Annotated in this window: 18 protein-coding genes and 2 pseudogenes; 8 read left to right on the top strand and 12 right to left on the bottom strand. The window is 36.5% G+C overall.

Going from position 1 to position 15,298, the window contains the following annotated elements; translation table 11 throughout:
* Positions 1-19 precede the first annotated feature (19 nt).
* Positions 20-871 carry a quorum-sensing system transcriptional regulator Rgg gene (gene rgg / locus ADH54_RS08130; protein ID WP_049524711.1) on the bottom strand — a complete coding sequence of 284 codons (852 nt, stop codon included), beginning with the start codon at positions 869-871 and terminating at the stop codon, positions 20-22.
* Between the two features lie 123 nt (positions 872-994).
* Here rgg and ADH54_RS08125 point away from each other — a divergent pair, with 123 nt between their 5' ends.
* Positions 995-1,336, top strand: a complete 342-nt coding sequence (locus ADH54_RS08125; protein ID WP_001206380.1) for a metal-sulfur cluster assembly factor — start codon at positions 995-997, stop codon at positions 1,334-1,336.
* A 211-nt stretch (positions 1,337-1,547) separates the two neighbouring features.
* Here ADH54_RS08125 and ilvD read toward each other — a convergent pair whose 3' ends face one another.
* The 6 genes from ilvD to ADH54_RS08090 all read right to left on the bottom strand — a co-directional run bounded on the left by ilvD (position 1,548) and on the right by ADH54_RS08090 (position 8,930).
* Complete coding sequence (ilvD, locus tag ADH54_RS08115) at positions 1,548-3,251, bottom strand: dihydroxy-acid dehydratase (RefSeq protein WP_049524710.1); 1,704 nt, start codon at positions 3,249-3,251, stop codon at positions 1,548-1,550.
* A 211-nt stretch (positions 3,252-3,462) separates the two neighbouring features.
* The gene (locus ADH54_RS08110) at positions 3,463-4,392 is read right to left on the bottom strand and encodes a transketolase family protein (protein WP_049524709.1); all 930 of its coding nucleotides are present in this window, start codon (positions 4,390-4,392) and stop codon (positions 3,463-3,465) included.
* Complete coding sequence (locus ADH54_RS08105) at positions 4,389-5,249, bottom strand: transketolase (RefSeq protein ID WP_049524708.1); 861 nt, start codon at positions 5,247-5,249, stop codon at positions 4,389-4,391. Before ADH54_RS08105 ends, ADH54_RS08110 begins: the two co-directional genes overlap by 4 nt.
* A 3-nt stretch (positions 5,250-5,252) precedes the next feature.
* Positions 5,253-6,599 (bottom strand): PTS ascorbate transporter subunit IIC, encoded by a 1,347-nt coding sequence (locus ADH54_RS08100; RefSeq protein WP_000975300.1) that lies wholly within the window; start codon positions 6,597-6,599, stop codon positions 5,253-5,255.
* Positions 6,600-6,611: 12 nt separating this feature from the next.
* A complete protein-coding gene (locus ADH54_RS08095) occupies positions 6,612-6,896 on the bottom strand; it encodes a PTS sugar transporter subunit IIB (RefSeq protein WP_000912476.1) in 285 nt (94 codons plus the stop codon).
* A gap of 3 nt (positions 6,897-6,899) precedes the next feature.
* The gene (locus tag ADH54_RS08090) at positions 6,900-8,930 is read right to left on the bottom strand and encodes a BglG family transcription antiterminator (protein ID WP_049524707.1); all 2,031 of its coding nucleotides are present in this window, start codon (positions 8,928-8,930) and stop codon (positions 6,900-6,902) included.
* Between the two features lie 333 nt (positions 8,931-9,263).
* Between ADH54_RS08090 and ADH54_RS08085 the strand changes: the two genes are divergently transcribed.
* The 3 genes from ADH54_RS08085 to rpmG all read left to right on the top strand — a co-directional run bounded on the left by ADH54_RS08085 (position 9,264) and on the right by rpmG (position 9,963).
* The gene (locus tag ADH54_RS08085) at positions 9,264-9,464 is read left to right on the top strand and encodes a PTS ascorbate transporter subunit IIC (protein ID WP_000796545.1); all 201 of its coding nucleotides are present in this window, start codon (positions 9,264-9,266) and stop codon (positions 9,462-9,464) included.
* Between the two features lie 151 nt (positions 9,465-9,615).
* Positions 9,616-9,798, top strand: a complete 183-nt coding sequence (gene rpmF / locus ADH54_RS08080; RefSeq protein ID WP_000290417.1) for a 50S ribosomal protein L32 — start codon at positions 9,616-9,618, stop codon at positions 9,796-9,798.
* Positions 9,799-9,813: 15 nt separating this feature from the next.
* Positions 9,814-9,963, top strand: coding sequence for a 50S ribosomal protein L33 (gene rpmG / locus ADH54_RS08075; protein ID WP_001265622.1), 150 nt, complete (start codon positions 9,814-9,816; stop codon positions 9,961-9,963).
* A 921-nt stretch (positions 9,964-10,884) separates the two neighbouring features.
* Here the strand turns inward: rpmG and ADH54_RS08070 are convergent.
* The 4 genes from ADH54_RS08070 to ADH54_RS08055 all read right to left on the bottom strand — a co-directional run bounded on the left by ADH54_RS08070 (position 10,885) and on the right by ADH54_RS08055 (position 12,253).
* Entirely contained in the window at positions 10,885-11,112 is a 228-nt protein-coding gene (locus ADH54_RS08070) for a hypothetical protein (protein ID WP_049524706.1), read from the bottom strand.
* A 324-nt stretch (positions 11,113-11,436) separates the two neighbouring features.
* The gene (locus tag ADH54_RS08065) at positions 11,437-11,706 is read right to left on the bottom strand and encodes a hypothetical protein (protein ID WP_020900513.1); all 270 of its coding nucleotides are present in this window, start codon (positions 11,704-11,706) and stop codon (positions 11,437-11,439) included.
* 84 nt (positions 11,707-11,790) lie between these two features.
* Entirely contained in the window at positions 11,791-12,054 is a 264-nt protein-coding gene (locus tag ADH54_RS11510) for a hypothetical protein (RefSeq protein ID WP_080980829.1), read from the bottom strand.
* A 10-nt stretch (positions 12,055-12,064) separates the two neighbouring features.
* Positions 12,065-12,253, bottom strand: coding sequence for a hypothetical protein (locus ADH54_RS08055; protein ID WP_080710438.1), 189 nt, complete (start codon positions 12,251-12,253; stop codon positions 12,065-12,067).
* A gap of 393 nt (positions 12,254-12,646) precedes the next feature.
* Between ADH54_RS08055 and ADH54_RS12490 the strand changes: the two are divergent.
* From ADH54_RS12490 to ADH54_RS11500, 4 genes and pseudogenes are all read left to right on the top strand, one after another.
* Positions 12,647-12,832: pseudogene (locus tag ADH54_RS12490) on the top strand (CPCC family cysteine-rich protein); the annotation flags it as partial.
* A gap of 214 nt (positions 12,833-13,046) precedes the next feature.
* Positions 13,047-13,256: a CPCC family cysteine-rich protein gene (locus tag ADH54_RS08040; protein WP_049524705.1), complete on the top strand. Its 210-nt coding sequence runs from the start codon at positions 13,047-13,049 to the stop codon at positions 13,254-13,256.
* A 30-nt stretch (positions 13,257-13,286) separates the two neighbouring features.
* Positions 13,287-13,499 carry a hypothetical protein gene (locus tag ADH54_RS08035; RefSeq protein ID WP_049524704.1) on the top strand — a complete coding sequence of 71 codons (213 nt, stop codon included), beginning with the start codon at positions 13,287-13,289 and terminating at the stop codon, positions 13,497-13,499.
* Positions 13,500-13,994: 495 nt separating this feature from the next.
* A pseudogene (locus tag ADH54_RS11500) lies at positions 13,995-14,252 on the top strand (tyrosine-type recombinase/integrase); the annotation flags it as partial.
* A 95-nt stretch (positions 14,253-14,347) separates the two neighbouring features.
* Here ADH54_RS11500 and rpsD read toward each other — a convergent pair.
* Positions 14,348-14,959: a 30S ribosomal protein S4 gene (gene rpsD, locus ADH54_RS08030; protein ID WP_000092756.1), complete on the bottom strand. Its 612-nt coding sequence runs from the start codon at positions 14,957-14,959 to the stop codon at positions 14,348-14,350.
* Positions 14,960-15,298 lie beyond the last annotated feature (339 nt).

Below are 15,298 nucleotides of genomic sequence, written 5' to 3'. Positions count from 1 at the left end.
TTTCTTAGTTTGCAGATATTCAACAATCGGTCGTTTTTCTATAGTATTCGGCAGATTTATTACAGCCAAGCATCTCAAAAATACGGACAGCATCTTCCATCTTTTTCTGACCTTCCTTGACTCTACCCTGCTTACTATCAAGGAGACCTTCTGCCCACAAATAGACAATTCGGAAATAGGTTTCATTTTCATTGTAGAAATGCTCTTCGATAACACGTTTAAAATAAGAGGCATTGGTAAATTCTTCACACTCAATGCTGACTAAAAAACCATTCAATAGTATAGTGTGAAAAAGGTTTCGATTGCCAGACATTTCCATTAGAAAATCAGATTTTCGTACCATCTCTCGTACATATCTAGTAAAAAGAGAAACAGATAGAAATGGTGAACTGACTGAAAATAAATTGAGTTCATAGATTCCCCAGATCTCGGTAGAAAACAAATAATCATGAAGGACTTTCCCTTCCTCTGCTGTTAATTCTACCGTTTCATCCATACTCTTCATATAAGACTTGATAATAATGGCATTTAGAATATGTTTCTGTTTGTTTTGAGAATGGGCATGCTTTTGATACTCCTTGCGATACAAGTCCTCAAGCGGAGCTATATTCTTTGGATCCAAGACATCTATGATTTCTTTTCTCAACTCAGAATCTGTATCATACTGAAAACCTCTCGCCAGAAAGAGGATTTCCTCTACACTGGCAGATATATTTTCTAGGGCAAATAGAAACTTTTCCGCCGAAAGCTCACTCTGACCTGTTTCAAATCGAGATAACATAGACGGCGAAAATTGTCCCCCAGTTGCTTGTCTCAGCGAGATATTTCTTGACTCTCGTAATTGTCTAAAGACTTTTCCAATCTGCTCCATAGGCTTCCCCTTGATTGAGTATTTTCTTCATTTTATCATATTTTTCAGAAAATTCATCAAAAACTTGCCAAATTGTCAGAATTATGAGAAAATAGAGGATATTTATCAGGTGGAGGGACTATAATGAGAGAGGATATCAAAATCAATGACCGTGCTTTGGCATTGCAAGACCAAATTATCGAAAAACTAGAGAAGGTTTTTGATACAGATGTGGAATTGGATGTTTACAATCTAGGGTTGATTTATGAAATCAATCTGGACGAAACGGGTCTCTGTAAGATTGTCATGACCTTCACCGACACCGCCTGTGATTGCGCCGAAAGCCTGCCTATCGAAATCGTCGCAGGTCTGAAACAAATCGAGGGTATCGAAGATGTCAAGGTTGAAGTTACCTGGTCGCCTGCTTGGAAAATCACACGAATCAGTCGCTACGGCCGCATTGCCCTTGGACTACCACCTCGTTAATACTCTTCAAAAATCTCTTCAAACCACGTCAGCGTCGGCTTGTCGTATAGATGTTACTGACTTCGTCAGTTCTATCTGCAACCTCAAAACGGTGTTTTGAGCAACCTGCGGCTAACTTCCTAGTTTGCTCTTTGATTTTTATTGAGTATAAGCAGGCAAATTACTTTTGAATATGAAAAGAAGCAAGCCGAGATTGGCTTGCTTTTTAAGTTTATTTTTTACCGGACTTGTCCATATTCCAGAAGTCTGTCACGGCTCCGCGTGAAGCAGATGATACGATATGGGCATATTTACCAAGGACACCACGGCTGTAAAGTGGTGGCAAGGTTGTTTCTGCCTTGCGTTTTTCAAGTTCTTCTTCGGATACGGCCATGGAAATTTCTTTGGTATCTTGGTCAACCGTAATGATATCGCCTGTACGAAGGTAGGCAATTGGTCCACCATCCTGAGCTTCAGGAGCGATATGTCCAACAACCAGACCATAAGTACCACCAGAGAAACGGCCGTCTGTCAAGAGGGCAACCTTGTCTCCTTGACCTTTACCAACGATCATGGATGAAAGTGATAGCATCTCAGGCATACCAGGGCCACCTTTAGGTCCAACGAAACGAACAACGACTACATCGCCATCAACGATTTCATCTGTCAGAACAGCCTGAATAGCATCTTCTTCTGAGTCAAAGACCTTAGCTGGACCAACGTGACGACGCACTTTCACACCTGATACCTTAGCAACCGCACCGTCAGGGGCAAGGTTCCCGTTCAAGATGATAAGCGGACCGTCCGCACGTTTTGGATTTTCAAGTGGCATGATAACTTTTTGACCTGGTGTGAGGTCTGCAAAGTCAGCCAAGTTTTCAGCGACTGTCTTACCAGTACATGTGATGCGATCTCCATGAAGGAAACCATTTGCCAAGAGATATCTCATAACTGCAGGCACACCACCGACTTCGTAGAGGTCTTGGAAGACATACTGACCAGATGGTTTCAAGTCGGCCAAGTGAGGCACACGTTCTTGGATTGTATTGAAGTCCTCAAGTGACAAGTCAACATTGGCAGCATGGGCAATGGCAAGCAAGTGAAGAGTAGCATTTGTAGAACCACCGAGAGCCATCGTCACAGTGATGGCATCTTCAAATGCTTCACGAGTCAAGATATCTGATGGCTTGAGACCAAGCTCCAACATCTTAACAACAGCACGTCCTGCTGCTTCGATATCTTCTTTCTTGTCAGCTGATTCAGCTGGGTGAGATGAAGACCCTGGCAAACTCATACCGAGAACTTCGATAGCAGTCGCCATGGTATTAGCTGTGTACATACCACCACAACCACCAGGGCCAGGGCAGGCATTACATTCAAGACGTTTCACATCCTCAGCTGTCATGTCACCATGGTTCCATTTTCCGATACCCTCAAAAACAGAAACCAAGTCTATGTCTTTGCCATCAAGATTTCCCGGTGCAATGGTTCCACCATAGGCGAAAATAGCTGGAATATCCATATTAGCAATGGCAATCATAGAACCAGGCATGTTCTTATCACAGCCACCGATAGCAACAAAGGCATCCACATTGTGACCACCCATAGCCGCCTCGATAGAGTCCGCGATGATATCACGAGATGTTAGGGAAAAACGCATACCAGGCGTTCCCATAGCAATCCCGTCCGCTACGGTAATTGTCCCAAACTGAACAGGCCAAGCACCTGCAGATTTGACACCCTCTTTAGCCAATTTCCCAAAATCATGCAAGTGAATGTTACATGGTGTATTTTCCGCCCAAGTCGAAATCACTCCTACAATCGGTGTTTCAAAGTCTTTATCTGTCATACCAGTCGCACGAAGCATGGCACGGTTTGGTGATTTAACCATGCTGTCATAAATGCTACTGCGGTGACGTTTATCTAATTCAGTCATTTGTTCCCTCCCATTTCAGTTTTTACTATTATAGCACATTTTAAAAGCAATGAACAGAAGAAAATTCTATACACATATAAACATTTTAAATTAAAAACAACAAAGCGGATCAGGGCACTTTCTGATTACCAGAATATGCTTTTAATCCGCTTGCTTTAAATAACGTAATGTAATTTTTACAGAAGTTCTTTCAGATAAGTGTATTTAACATCTATCTTGCATTATAAATTTCTAGAACCTTCTCTTTTATATTCGATTCACTCAAACCATATTCATTAAGAAGATAATCCATTTTCCCTACTTGACCGAATCTTTCTTGAACACCCATCCGATGAATTTTTGTTATTCCATCATCAGAGAATAATTCACATAAAGCACTGCCAATTCCACCTATCTGATTGTGGTTTTCTACAGTAAATATAGTTTTTCCACTTAACATTGTTTTTATCTGTTCTGGTATCGGTTTGATTCTAAATAAATCTATCACACCTACTGAATAACCTAATTTAGACAGTTCATCTGCAACTCGAATACTTGGAGCAACCATTATACCAGAAGCAACGATTACAACATCTTCACCATGTCTTAACTCAATGTAGCCTTTAGAAAAATCTTCTCCACCTTGATACACAGGAACTGGAGCTTTTCTAATTGTTCGAATATATTTTAGTCCTTTTAAGTCTAATGTCTGGTTCAATATTTCACGAAATTGGATATCATCAGTTGCTTCAAAAATGATCGATTTAGGAATTAAACGTAACAATCCAATTTCTTCAAATGGCATGTGTGTCCCACCATTCATTTCTGCAGTTACTCCTGCATCTGAGCCAATCACAGTGGCATCCAATTGTGCGTATCCAAGAGAAATAAATAATTGATCAAATACCCTTCGTGAAGCAAAAGGGCCAAATGTATGAAGATAAGGTCTAAACCCCTGAATAGATAAACCTGCTGCAAGTCCGACCATCTCTGCTTCCATGATCCCAACATTCACATAACGGTCTCCAAAGTCCTTTTCAAGATTATTAGTAGCCATCGAACTTGACAGATCGGCTTCTAAAACTACTATATCAGAATAACTTTGGTTAGCCTCTAAAAGGAAGTCTCTATATACATGCCGTAATTCCTTCGTACTTCTCATCGTTCTGTTTCCTCCAATTCCTGACTTAATCTTTCTACAACTGAAGTTAACATTTGTCTCTCCTCTACAGTAGGGCGAAGATGATGATTGGATTTCATTTCTTCCAGCTCTTGAACCCCTTGACCTTTAATAGTGTCTAATACAATGCACTTAGGTGATAAATTATTTGACTGTTTTAATTGGACAATCCCTTCATAAATTTCTCTAATATCTGAACCTTTGACCCTAATGGATTCAAATCCAAATGCTGAAAATTTTTCTACGAAATCACCTGGATTACAAATATCCTTTGTAAAACCATCTAATTGTTTTTTGTTATCGTCTACAAATACAATTAAGTTGGATAACTGTTGATGAGAAGCAAACTGTATAGCCTCCCAACATTGTCCCTCATTTAACTCACCATCTCCAACAATAGCATAGGTATAAAAGGGACTTTTTCTTATTCTCTGACCATATGCAAGTCCAGTTGCAACACTAATTCCTTGTCCTAAAGAGCCCGTTGTCATATCTATGCCTGGCGTTAGATTTCTATCAGGATGAGACGGTAATTTGGTTCCATTTGTATTTAAAGAATATAAGAATTCTTTGTCAAAGAAACCATTCAAATAGAGTGTACTGTATAGAGCTGGTCCTCCATGACCTTTTGATAATATGAAATAATCTCTATCTCGTGCTGCAAATATTTCTGGAGTCATTGGCATTATTTCACCATAAAGCACTGCTAAAACTTCTACGATAGACAGACTTCCTCCGTAATGTCCGAATCCAAGATGATTCAATGTTCTAAGAGTATTTAATCGGATGTTAGTCGCAAATTTTCTTAACCCATCTTCTCTATTTTTACTTAAAATCATCCCTTATTCCTCCTTTACAGATGGCTTTTTAATAAAGGATACTCCAAACATAACTGCTAAAATAAGAACAAGACCAATCACAATGCCTGCTTGTGAGCCAAATTGATTTAACATTCCTAAAATAATTCCTGATAGACCAAAATCTGCATCTGAGAAAGTTGATCCTTGGAAACCAAGTCCTCCCAAAACTGGCATTAAAAAGACTGGAAGAAAACTGATTAAAATACCTTGTAAAAATGCTCCAATAGTGGCTCCACGAACACCACCAGATGCATTCCCAATAACACCTGCAGTCGCTCCACAGAAGAAATGAGGCACAACGCCTGGTAAGATAACAACCGTTCCTGAAGCAATCATAATTGCCATACTGACTAAACCACCAACAAAACTAGAGATAAATCCAATTAGAACTGCATTGGGTGCATAAGTATAAACAATCGGACAATCCAAAGCAGGTTTTGAATTAGGTACAAGACGCTCTGAAATACCTTTAAAGGCTGGAACAATTTCACCCAAAATAAGGCGAACACCTGCTAAAATAACAAATACCCCTGCTGCAAATTGACCTGCTAATTGTAAAGCATAAACTAGACCACTTGTACCACTACTGATTTCTTTTTCTATATATTCTGACCCTGCAAAGATAGCTACAATAATGTAAATAACTGCCATGGATAAAGTAATACTAACAGTACTATCACGTAAAAAAGCTAAACTCTTTGGAAATTTAATGTCCTCTGTTGATTTTGATTTGTCACCGATAAGGCTACCAGTAAAACCACTCAACCAATATCCCAAAGAACTGAAATGACCTAAAGCCACCTTGTCATTTCCAGTTAATTGAACCATATATTTTTGCACAAATGCTGGGGAAATACTCATAATAATACCGAGTGCTAATCCTCCTAGTAAGATAAGAGGCAGGCTAGTAAAGCCAGCAACTGATAAAATGACTGCAATCATACACGCCATATATAGAGTGTGGTGCCCTGTTAAAAAGATATATTTGAATCGAGTAAAACGAGCAATTAAGATATTGAATACCATACCTGCAAACATAATCATTGCAGTAGCTGAGCCATATGTTGTTAAAGCTACAGCTACAATTGCTTCATTATTCGGCACAACGCCAGATAAATGAAAAGCATGCTCAAACATGGTACCAAATGGATTTAAAGAATTTTGTACAATTCCTGCACCACCAGATACAACTAAGAAACCAACAAAGGTCTTAATTCCACCTTTAATAATATCTGGTAATTTCTTCTTCTGAAGAACTAATCCTAAGATTGCAATTAAAGCTACTAAAATAGCTGGTGTACTAACAATATCCAATATGAACTTCATCATGACGCTAGCCTCCTATATAAGTCCTTTTTCTTCACAAAGTTTAGTAATTAATTCTCGTAGTTCATCCATATCAATAATACTATTTAAGATACGAACATCTCCAAGATGACTAGCTGAATCAGCTAGATCACGACCAACAATCCAAATATCAGCAGCATTTGGATCTGCTCCACCTAAATCATAGTGTTCAACTTCTACATCTGAAACATTCAAATCACTCAATACAGATTCAATATTCATCTGTACCATAAAACTTGAACCTAATCCTGAACCACAAGCTGTACCAATTTTTAACATTATTTAATCCTCCTGTTTAATTATCATTTCAATGTCATCATAGTTTTTTGATGATATTAAAGTTTGAACATGATTTTTATCTCTTAAAATTGTTGTTAAATGTGACAAAGCCTTTAAATGACTTTCATTATCAATGGCTGCAATACAAATCAACAATCTTACCTCTTGTTCTGGATTATCCAATAAATAAATCGGTTTTTCCAAAACTAACATTGACATTCCTATTTCATTCACACCTTCATCTGGCCGAGCGTGAGGAATTGCTACTCCCTTCCCTAAATTAATAAAAGGCCCAAACTCTTCTACTTTTTGAATCATTGCCTCAGGGTAGTTCTCCGTTATCTTATCTTGATCCAAAAGCGGTTTAGCTGCTAAACGAATCGCCTCCTTCCATCCTAATTTTTGCGAACTAACCTGATAGGTTTCTTTGGTAATAAGTTGTTCTAGCACTGGTACAATTTCCTTTCTATCATTTTTTTGATAAAGATAATTCTTTAACGCCAATCTTAATTCCAATTCTTGTGTAATAATTCCATATCTTTTGACAATATTCAGGATTTGTTCAATCTCAAAATCCCCATACTCTAAATTCGGAAAATCTTTTAACACTAGTTCTACTAGTTGTATTGCTTGCTCTTCAGTCATCATAACCGAGACTAGATAATTTGGCTTTTCTGTCTCCACCTTTATGGTAGAAAAAACCATATCATAGTCACTACTAGCTTTCACCTGTAAATCATCAATCTTTGAAGTTCCTATAAACTCAATTTGAGGAAATAATGCTAATAGATTCTCTTTTAACATCAATGAAGAACTAACACCATTAGGACAAATGATTGCTGCTTTATACCATTTTTGAGGCAAAGTATCTGCTTTCTTTAAATAACCTCCGAAATGGATAACAAAATATGCTGTTTCACTATCAGGTATGGGATTGTCAATAGCATCCATCAAGGGCATCAAAGAATCTTTGACTAACTCAAATAAATCAGGATAATGTTCTTTAACATGCAATACATATTCATTTGAACTAGGTAAGCCGAACTTTAATCTATAGTAAGCCGGTATAAGGTGGCGGCGAAGATTTTCTCTCAATCCTTCCCTTTGTTTAAAATGTAATAAAGAAATATCTTCCATTCTACTTATAATAGCCTCTGTTAATTGATTAAAGTAAACCGGAGCAACATCTACTTCACCTTCAAAGCAACTTGATAATAAAACTGTGATATAGCGATAATCATCCTCAGAAAACACCGTATCTATAATTCCCAAATCAACCACTGTATCCAATAAAATAGTGGTTATATCTTGAATAACAGGAGATACTAATGTCTCTGAAAGACATACTCTTTCAACATCCCTTTGATACCTACACAGAATGAATACTAAACCGAAAAGGCAAACTTTTAATTGATTAACAATAGGTACTAGCTGTAGCTTCTCATAATAATCTTTAACTACCTGATTTATCAAATCATAAGTTAATGAATACCCCCAACTGGATAAAACATAATCCAAACCCCAAATCCCTATGGAGGATTCCAGCAACTCACTAACCATTTGAAAAGCTAAACGGTGCTTATTCCACTCTGAGCCGTGTAAAGTATAACCTTTTGCTCTACTGTACCCTAGCTCCAAATCATTATCTAATATAATCTTTCTTAATGATTGAATATCAGATAAGGTTGTATTCTTACTTACTTTCAAAAAGTCTTGGTAATGATTATTCGATATAAAATCTAATCGGCAAAAAGTGTAAAGATAGATTAATGCTAAGCGAGTCGACTTTGGTAAAACCAATTCATCCGACTTAATAATATCTGTCAAAGACTGCTTCGTACGATTTGATAAACTATAGCGACCTTGCTTTTTATCCAGCACTATCCCTTTATTAGCTAGATAAGGCACTAAATAATCTATTCCTTCTTTGACTTCCTTTATAGGTAAGCTCACCTTAACAGATAATTCATATAATGATAGCTCACAATGATCCATCAAAGTCATCAAAATAACTAGTGCTCTATAATCAAACATTTCTCTTCCTTTCTAACTACAATTATAGTGTAAAAGTTATAAGAATAAAAGAGTATTTGAGCACAATATAATCTCACCTTTTAAAAGAAATTATTGGGCTGAAAGTTTTTAGTAATTATTTTTCTACTTTTTCTTGACGTTATAAATTAAAGCGATATCATTTAGATAACAATTAATAGGAATGGTTGAAATGGCACTAGAACAGCTCAATTAAGGGGAATTGGTAGAGCTTGACAAAGAGCGAAAAGCTGCCATGGTTTCAAATCTCCTTGTCGTTCTTTGTGGCAATCATGATGCACAACCAATTGTCAACACAGGAAGTCTTTACTAAAGATGGCTGAAGCTAAAAAAAAGCAGATCCCCCTTCGACTCTCAACAAAGTTATACGCTGCACTCGCATCATGGGCAGAAGATAACTTCCGATCAGTCAATGGGCAAATCGAGTATCTCCTCACAGAATGTGTCAAGCAACGGAAAAAAGACGGAAAATACGTATCAGAAACCATTGACGAACCATTTGAGATTGATATTTAACACCTTCTCCTGTCTGCTAGGTCTGACAGGAGAATTTTTTCATCTTTTTTTGTCAAGTAACTTTACTTTACAAAAAAAATGTGTTATTCTAATATGGTTGATGAAAATCAGTAGATTGAATCGAATATAAATACCTAAAGGAGAAATCAAAATGGCAGTACCTGCACGTCGCACTTCAAAAGCGAAGAAAAACAAACGTCGTACACACTACAAAGTAACAGCTCCATCTGTAAACTTTGACGAAACTACTGGAGATTACTCACGTTCTCACCGTGTATCACTTAAAGGATACTACAAAGGACGTAAAATCGCTAAAGCTGCATCAGCTGAATAATAGAAGGGAGATACCATGCGCGTAAATATTACACTTGAACACAAAGAATCTGGTGAACGCTTGTACCTTACTTCTAAAAACAAACGTAACACTCCAGACCGCCTTCAATTGAAGAAATACTCACCAAAACTTCGCAAACACGTTGTGTTTACAGAGGTTAAGTAAGCATTCAATACGAATCAATACAGAAGAAAAACGCATTCAAGCGTTTTTTTCTTTTTATTAATTATCTTATATTTCAATTCAGACTCTACTTATCCTACAATCTTTTTTGTAAAGCTGATTTGAATCAGGTAATTTTAGCACTCTACTACACTCCAGTTAATCGATGTCGTCTTTTTTTCACTATATTAGATATTGCGTGTAAAATAGTTTTTTCATCATCTAACCTGTAGAATGGAGTCTAGTAATTTCAATGTAATAAACTCAAACCACAAACTTCAGTGTTCTAGAATTATTGAATAAGCTATGAGGAAATATCCAAACAAAAGCTTGAAATATCAGGGGAGTTGTGTTAGAATGAAAGCATAAAGGGAAAATAATGCTTCTAGCATATATAACTAAAAAGCCCCACCGTGCCACCGATGGGGTTTTTTGCTACCCTCTAAAAGGGTTAAATGCTACTTGCTACGTCTCTTTATCCATAACTTGAAAAGCTCAGATAACACGTTAATAAGTAACGGAGCTAGAAAAAGGGAAAATAATTCTAGCATATATAACACCTCCCTTCCTTAAAGTGAGGGGGCCAAAATATTATATCATACCAAATGTATATCATCAACATCGTGTCATTCTTGGAATAGATAGACTTAGATACACAAATACCCTTACTAGCAAATCTCTATACAAACTCAGAAATCAAGCTTTTAAGACAAAGCAAAAAGCCCCTAGATTCGTTTCTAAGGGCTGATTTATTTGCAAGGATAGGCAGGAATGTCGGGGCTCCTGCATTTCTCGACCCACTATAAGTGGCGCGTTGGTGACAGATTCTCAACCTCTATCCTTCATATCTTAATTATAGCACTTTTTTCTCAACTTTCAATCTGTGCATCTGAATTTATTGTCTATCTTTTTCTCTAGTGTCCTTCAACCATATTGTACTTCAACCTCACTCATGATTTCCAGCAAAGTTTTCCCTTTAATCTGTAAAGAAATTAACTCATCAAAAGATACAACTTTATATTCATTATCTCCAAGTACGACTACAATGTCATAAACAGAATTAGGAAAAATACCACATACTTGACCCTTATAATCAAAAAAAGCGTCCCAACCATTGTCATACAATGCTCGTAAATCATCTAATATCGCCATAATATATCTTGATTCTCCTATATAAAATATTCCGCAACTTATCCCAAGCCATACAAAAACTTATCTGGCAATTCTTTTCCTAACTTAATACTTTTACTTAAAGTATCTTTTACAAACGAAGCGAATTGTCCTAAATCATCTCCAACATAGCTATATTACAAAGTAATTTTATCGATAGTTGCAATACCTTTACAACCTCCACTCACAATAGAATACTGCCTCTTAGACGAGTTATCTTCTATTTTGTACATCGTAATAATTGTTTATCAATCTTTGTCATTTTCTATTTAGTGTAAAATAAGGCACTGGAATTATTCTTGGTGCTCAAAAATATAATTGCAACAAGGTATCGAAATCGTCTTCGAAAACATTTTGACTATTCTGTTTTATTTGCTCAATGATTTTATCCTTTTTATCTCTGTCCAAAGGGAGTGTTTCAAACGCTTCTTCTTTTACTAAGAATTCGCCATTTTCTCCCTGGAATTCTTTTGTAATTTTTCTAATATGACTCTCGAAATCGATAGATTGAAGTTCTTCGTCGTTTATGTTATCTTCAATCGCATCTAGTAACAAACTAATTGAAATTTTAATCATCTTTAAATACCTTTATTTTCTATTAGTCCTTATATGTCTTTTATCACAAACACCATATTATTGCTACAATTTCTAATTGATCCGTTAAGCTTCTCTATCCGATCTCCTAAATACCGCCACTTTATTCATCAAGTCGTCCTCTGTGTAGTCAATTGTAAAAGTATCTAAACTAAATGGAATTGAATGAATCATAGGGACACTATGCACCCTATACTCTTTTTCTCCAATTCTCACAAAATGATTGATTTTCAAATCTGAAAAATCAGGATTCTCAACAGTAATAGAAACAAGACGATGCGCTATTTTATAAACATCAATTATCTTATTTTTCGTGTTTAACTTATCCATAATTATTATTTTAATACTTATGTTCTTGGTAATCAAAACCTATTTTAGATTTAATACTATCAAATAAATCTAAAATAGATTGTGGAGTGTCTTTCTTAAATGACACAGTAGGTTTATCCTGGTCTGGATAAACTTGGTCAACCCACTCATGAATTTGATTATAAAAAATCAACAGCTCTTTGCTTGGTGGTATCATCATATCTAGAACGAAACTTCCTTTACTTTAACTTCATTATAGACTTTTCTATCCTAATATTCAATCCACAAGACACCATTACGATAGCTTTTAAAAAAATGGTAAGTAGCCTTTGCTGTCTCTTTAATTCTCATGATTTGACTTCTTATACTCAATGAAAATCAAAATGCATACTAGGAAGCTAGCCGTAGGTTGTGCTTGAGTTCAGCAGGCAAGAAACTAGCACGGTCAAACGTGCTTTTTTTATTACCTAATAATACTATCATACAACATCTGGAATACACACTCAATTATTAGCAATCCCTCTCGGTTTGCAGTATAATGATGGAAAGGTGGGGTGATACCCACGGTTCACCAAAAAGACTGGTTTGGCGAGTTTATGGAGGAGGGATTTATATGGATAGATCAAAAAAGACTTGGGAAATTGATGGATATTTATGGTTACATTGTCCCGTTTGCGGAACTGAGGTTATGGACTATGATATCTGTGACGTCTGTCGTTGGCAAAATACGGGTATTATAAATATTGACGGCGGCCCTAACAAGATTACTCTCGCCGAAGCTAAAGAAGCTTACGCAAGGAGAAAAATCGTAAAAATTGAAGAATTTGATACAGTGTTGTTAAAAAACGGTCAAACGGCGACAATTGTCGAGAAGTTAAGCGAAGATACTTTTATTGCTGATATAGGTGATTCACCCAAAGACTGGGATACCATAACAATTACAATCAATGATATTGAAAAAGTAGTGTATTGAAATAGCTAATATATTTGTATAGTGTTGGGAGTAACCTTAAATGAATAAGACTGGAAAAGAGAATTTAATCATTATTAACGGTAGCGAATATGTCCATTGTCCAGTATGTGGTACTGTTACAGCAGTATATGCTATCTGTGACGTTTGTCAGTGGCAAAATACAGGAGAAACTAATATAGATGGTGGTCCTAATGAAATGACACTTGCAGAAGCCAAAGAAGCTTATATTAAGGGAATTCCAATAATATAACAGACTATAGTACCACGAAAGGAGAGACTGATGGAACTTAAAGAATTTAATAACAAGGTTGTCAGAATCACCGATATTGACGGCCAAATATTTAAAGGCGTAGCTCTTTACGAAGACAAAGATGTCTATGATGAAGAACTTGATGGATTATCCGTTAATTCTAGAACCAAATGGATTAAACTCTTTGAAAATGAAATCAAGGAAATTGAAATTACTGATAAAATCAACCAGTACCTCATATAACTGAAATAGCTTTAATCTATCTATAAATCGTCTTGCGAATATCTTACGTCCTACATCATACAATCACTTATCTTCAAGTCTAAGTCTAGTCTCTGAGTTGCTTTTTCAAAATTTTTAATACTTTTTGTTTCTTTTCTACTTCGTCAGTGGTCAAGCTCCTACTCCTTTATGATATAATTAGTTTAAAGAGAAGTGAGGTAGAGATGATAGTGTCGCTACGCAACTTCATAGTATGAGATGACGGGACAGGCACACCGTCCACTACTCTTAAGCACCTAGAGAAATCTAAGTGCTTTTTTGCATTTTCTCGGTGTTCGCTCTTGGTTCAAGTCCATTCTCCATACTATTTGGTAAGGAATTAAGAGACATTTTTATCTCTCTTATCTCCTTGTCATTCTGAAAGCAACTAAGGAAAGTTGTTCCTTTTCTTATCTGCTAATCATTTTATAAACATCAAATTTAAAATGACAGACGTTTAAACTTCTTTTATTTCCTCAATACCCAAACAATAAAACACTCGCCACTCGTTTAAACACACGTTTCAAACATGCTGGTGTACCTAATATTGGTTTCCACGGTTTTAGACACACACATGCTAGTCTTTTGCTAAACTCTGGAATACCATATAAAGAATTACAACACCGTCTAGGTCATTCTACACTAGCTATGACTATGGACACTTACAGTCATCTCTCCAAAGAAAAAGCAAAAACAGCCGTCTCATTTTATGAGAAAGCTGTAAGTTCGTTATAAGTGATGACAAAAATGATGACAAACCCAGAAATCAAGCTTTTAAGACAAAGTAAAAAGCCCACTGTTGTAGGCTTTCTGTAAGATATATCTTAAAATTAAAGCATTTTATTGTAGAATTCAACGACAAGTGCTTCGTTGATTTCTGGATTGATTTCATCGCGTTCTGGCAAGCGAGTCAATGAACCTTCCAATTTTTCAGCATCGAATGATACGAATGCTGGACGTCCAAGAGTAGCTTCTACTGCTTCAAGGATAGCTGGAACTTTCAATGATTTTTCACGAACTGAGATCACTTGACCTGGAGTTACGCGGTATGATGGGATATCAACGCGTTTTCCGTCAACAAGGATGTGCCCGTGGTTTACGAATTGACGAGCTTGACGACGAGTAGTCGCAAGACCAAGACGGTAAACAACGTTATCCAAACGACGTTCCAAAAGAAGCATGAAGTTGAAACCTAGGATTCCGCCTTTGATTTTTGTAGCTTGTACGAACAAGTTACGGAATTGTTTTTCACCTACACCGTAAGTGAAACGAAGTTTTTGTTTTTCAGCCAATTGCAAACCGTATTCTGACAATTTTGAACGGTTGTTTGGTCCGTGTTGTCCTGGTACATAGTTACGACGTGCCAATTCTTTACCTGTACCTGTAAGTGAAAGGCCAAGGCGACGAGCTTGTTTCCAAGATGGTCCTGTATAACGTGACATGTAAATGTCCTCCTGATATAAATAATATTTCGGTGGAAATAGTCACTTAGAAAGCCCTGATTCGTGCAGATGCCCTTCGCCTAAACAGCCAAGGTTACTTATCATAAGACACCTGTTGACGAGCTTCATGCTTTCCTGCTGATATTTCGCACAAAATCCATTCTACCATGAATGGCTAGATTTGTAAAGGGGTTTTAAGCTTTAGTTTGTGTCTATTTTTTTGAGGTAGTAAAAAAATACATCAAAAACGGAAATGTAAAAACAAGGCTAAACAATTTTACTTGCTCAGCCTTGACATCTACTAAAATTTCTGATAGTATTAATCTTACTGATAAACAA

The sequence above is a fragment of the Streptococcus pseudopneumoniae genome (genome assembly GCF_001072315.1).
Taxonomy (GTDB): Bacteria; Bacillota; Bacilli; order Lactobacillales; family Streptococcaceae; genus Streptococcus; species Streptococcus pseudopneumoniae_R.
Note: the sequence above shows the minus strand (reverse complement) of the source record. Positions and strands in the feature narration are given on the sequence as shown.

What these genes read in the sequence shown, in the direction of transcription:
- rgg (WP_049524711.1), bottom strand. Translation starts at nt 871, where the DNA reads ATGGAGCAGATTGGAAAAGTCTTTAGACAATTACGAGAGTCAAGAAAT.
- ADH54_RS08125 (WP_001206380.1), top strand. Translation starts at nt 995, where the DNA reads ATGAGAGAGGATATCAAAATCAATGACCGTGCTTTGGCATTGCAAGAC.
- ilvD (WP_049524710.1), bottom strand. Translation starts at nt 3,251, where the DNA reads ATGACTGAATTAGATAAACGTCACCGCAGTAGCATTTATGACAGCATG.
- ADH54_RS08110 (WP_049524709.1), bottom strand. Translation starts at nt 4,392, where the DNA reads ATGAGAAGTACGAAGGAATTACGGCATGTATATAGAGACTTCCTTTTA.
- ADH54_RS08105 (WP_049524708.1), bottom strand. Translation starts at nt 5,249, where the DNA reads ATGATTTTAAGTAAAAATAGAGAAGATGGGTTAAGAAAATTTGCGACT.
- ADH54_RS08100 (WP_000975300.1), bottom strand. Translation starts at nt 6,599, where the DNA reads ATGATGAAGTTCATATTGGATATTGTTAGTACACCAGCTATTTTAGTA.
- ADH54_RS08095 (WP_000912476.1), bottom strand. Translation starts at nt 6,896, where the DNA reads ATGTTAAAAATTGGTACAGCTTGTGGTTCAGGATTAGGTTCAAGTTTT.
- ADH54_RS08090 (WP_049524707.1), bottom strand. Translation starts at nt 8,930, where the DNA reads ATGTTTGATTATAGAGCACTAGTTATTTTGATGACTTTGATGGATCAT.
- ADH54_RS08085 (WP_000796545.1), top strand. Translation starts at nt 9,264, where the DNA reads ATGGCTGAAGCTAAAAAAAAGCAGATCCCCCTTCGACTCTCAACAAAG.
- rpmF (WP_000290417.1), top strand. Translation starts at nt 9,616, where the DNA reads ATGGCAGTACCTGCACGTCGCACTTCAAAAGCGAAGAAAAACAAACGT.
- rpmG (WP_001265622.1), top strand. Translation starts at nt 9,814, where the DNA reads ATGCGCGTAAATATTACACTTGAACACAAAGAATCTGGTGAACGCTTG.
- ADH54_RS08070 (WP_049524706.1), bottom strand. Translation starts at nt 11,112, where the DNA reads ATGGCGATATTAGATGATTTACGAGCATTGTATGACAATGGTTGGGAC.
- ADH54_RS08065 (WP_020900513.1), bottom strand. Translation starts at nt 11,706, where the DNA reads ATGATTAAAATTTCAATTAGTTTGTTACTAGATGCGATTGAAGATAAC.
- ADH54_RS11510 (WP_080980829.1), bottom strand. Translation starts at nt 12,054, where the DNA reads ATGGATAAGTTAAACACGAAAAATAAGATAATTGATGTTTATAAAATA.
- ADH54_RS08055 (WP_080710438.1), bottom strand. Translation starts at nt 12,253, where the DNA reads ATGATGATACCACCAAGCAAAGAGCTGTTGATTTTTTATAATCAAATT.
- ADH54_RS08040 (WP_049524705.1), top strand. Translation starts at nt 13,047, where the DNA reads ATGAATAAGACTGGAAAAGAGAATTTAATCATTATTAACGGTAGCGAA.
- ADH54_RS08035 (WP_049524704.1), top strand. Translation starts at nt 13,287, where the DNA reads ATGGAACTTAAAGAATTTAATAACAAGGTTGTCAGAATCACCGATATT.
- rpsD (WP_000092756.1), bottom strand. Translation starts at nt 14,959, where the DNA reads ATGTCACGTTATACAGGACCATCTTGGAAACAAGCTCGTCGCCTTGGC.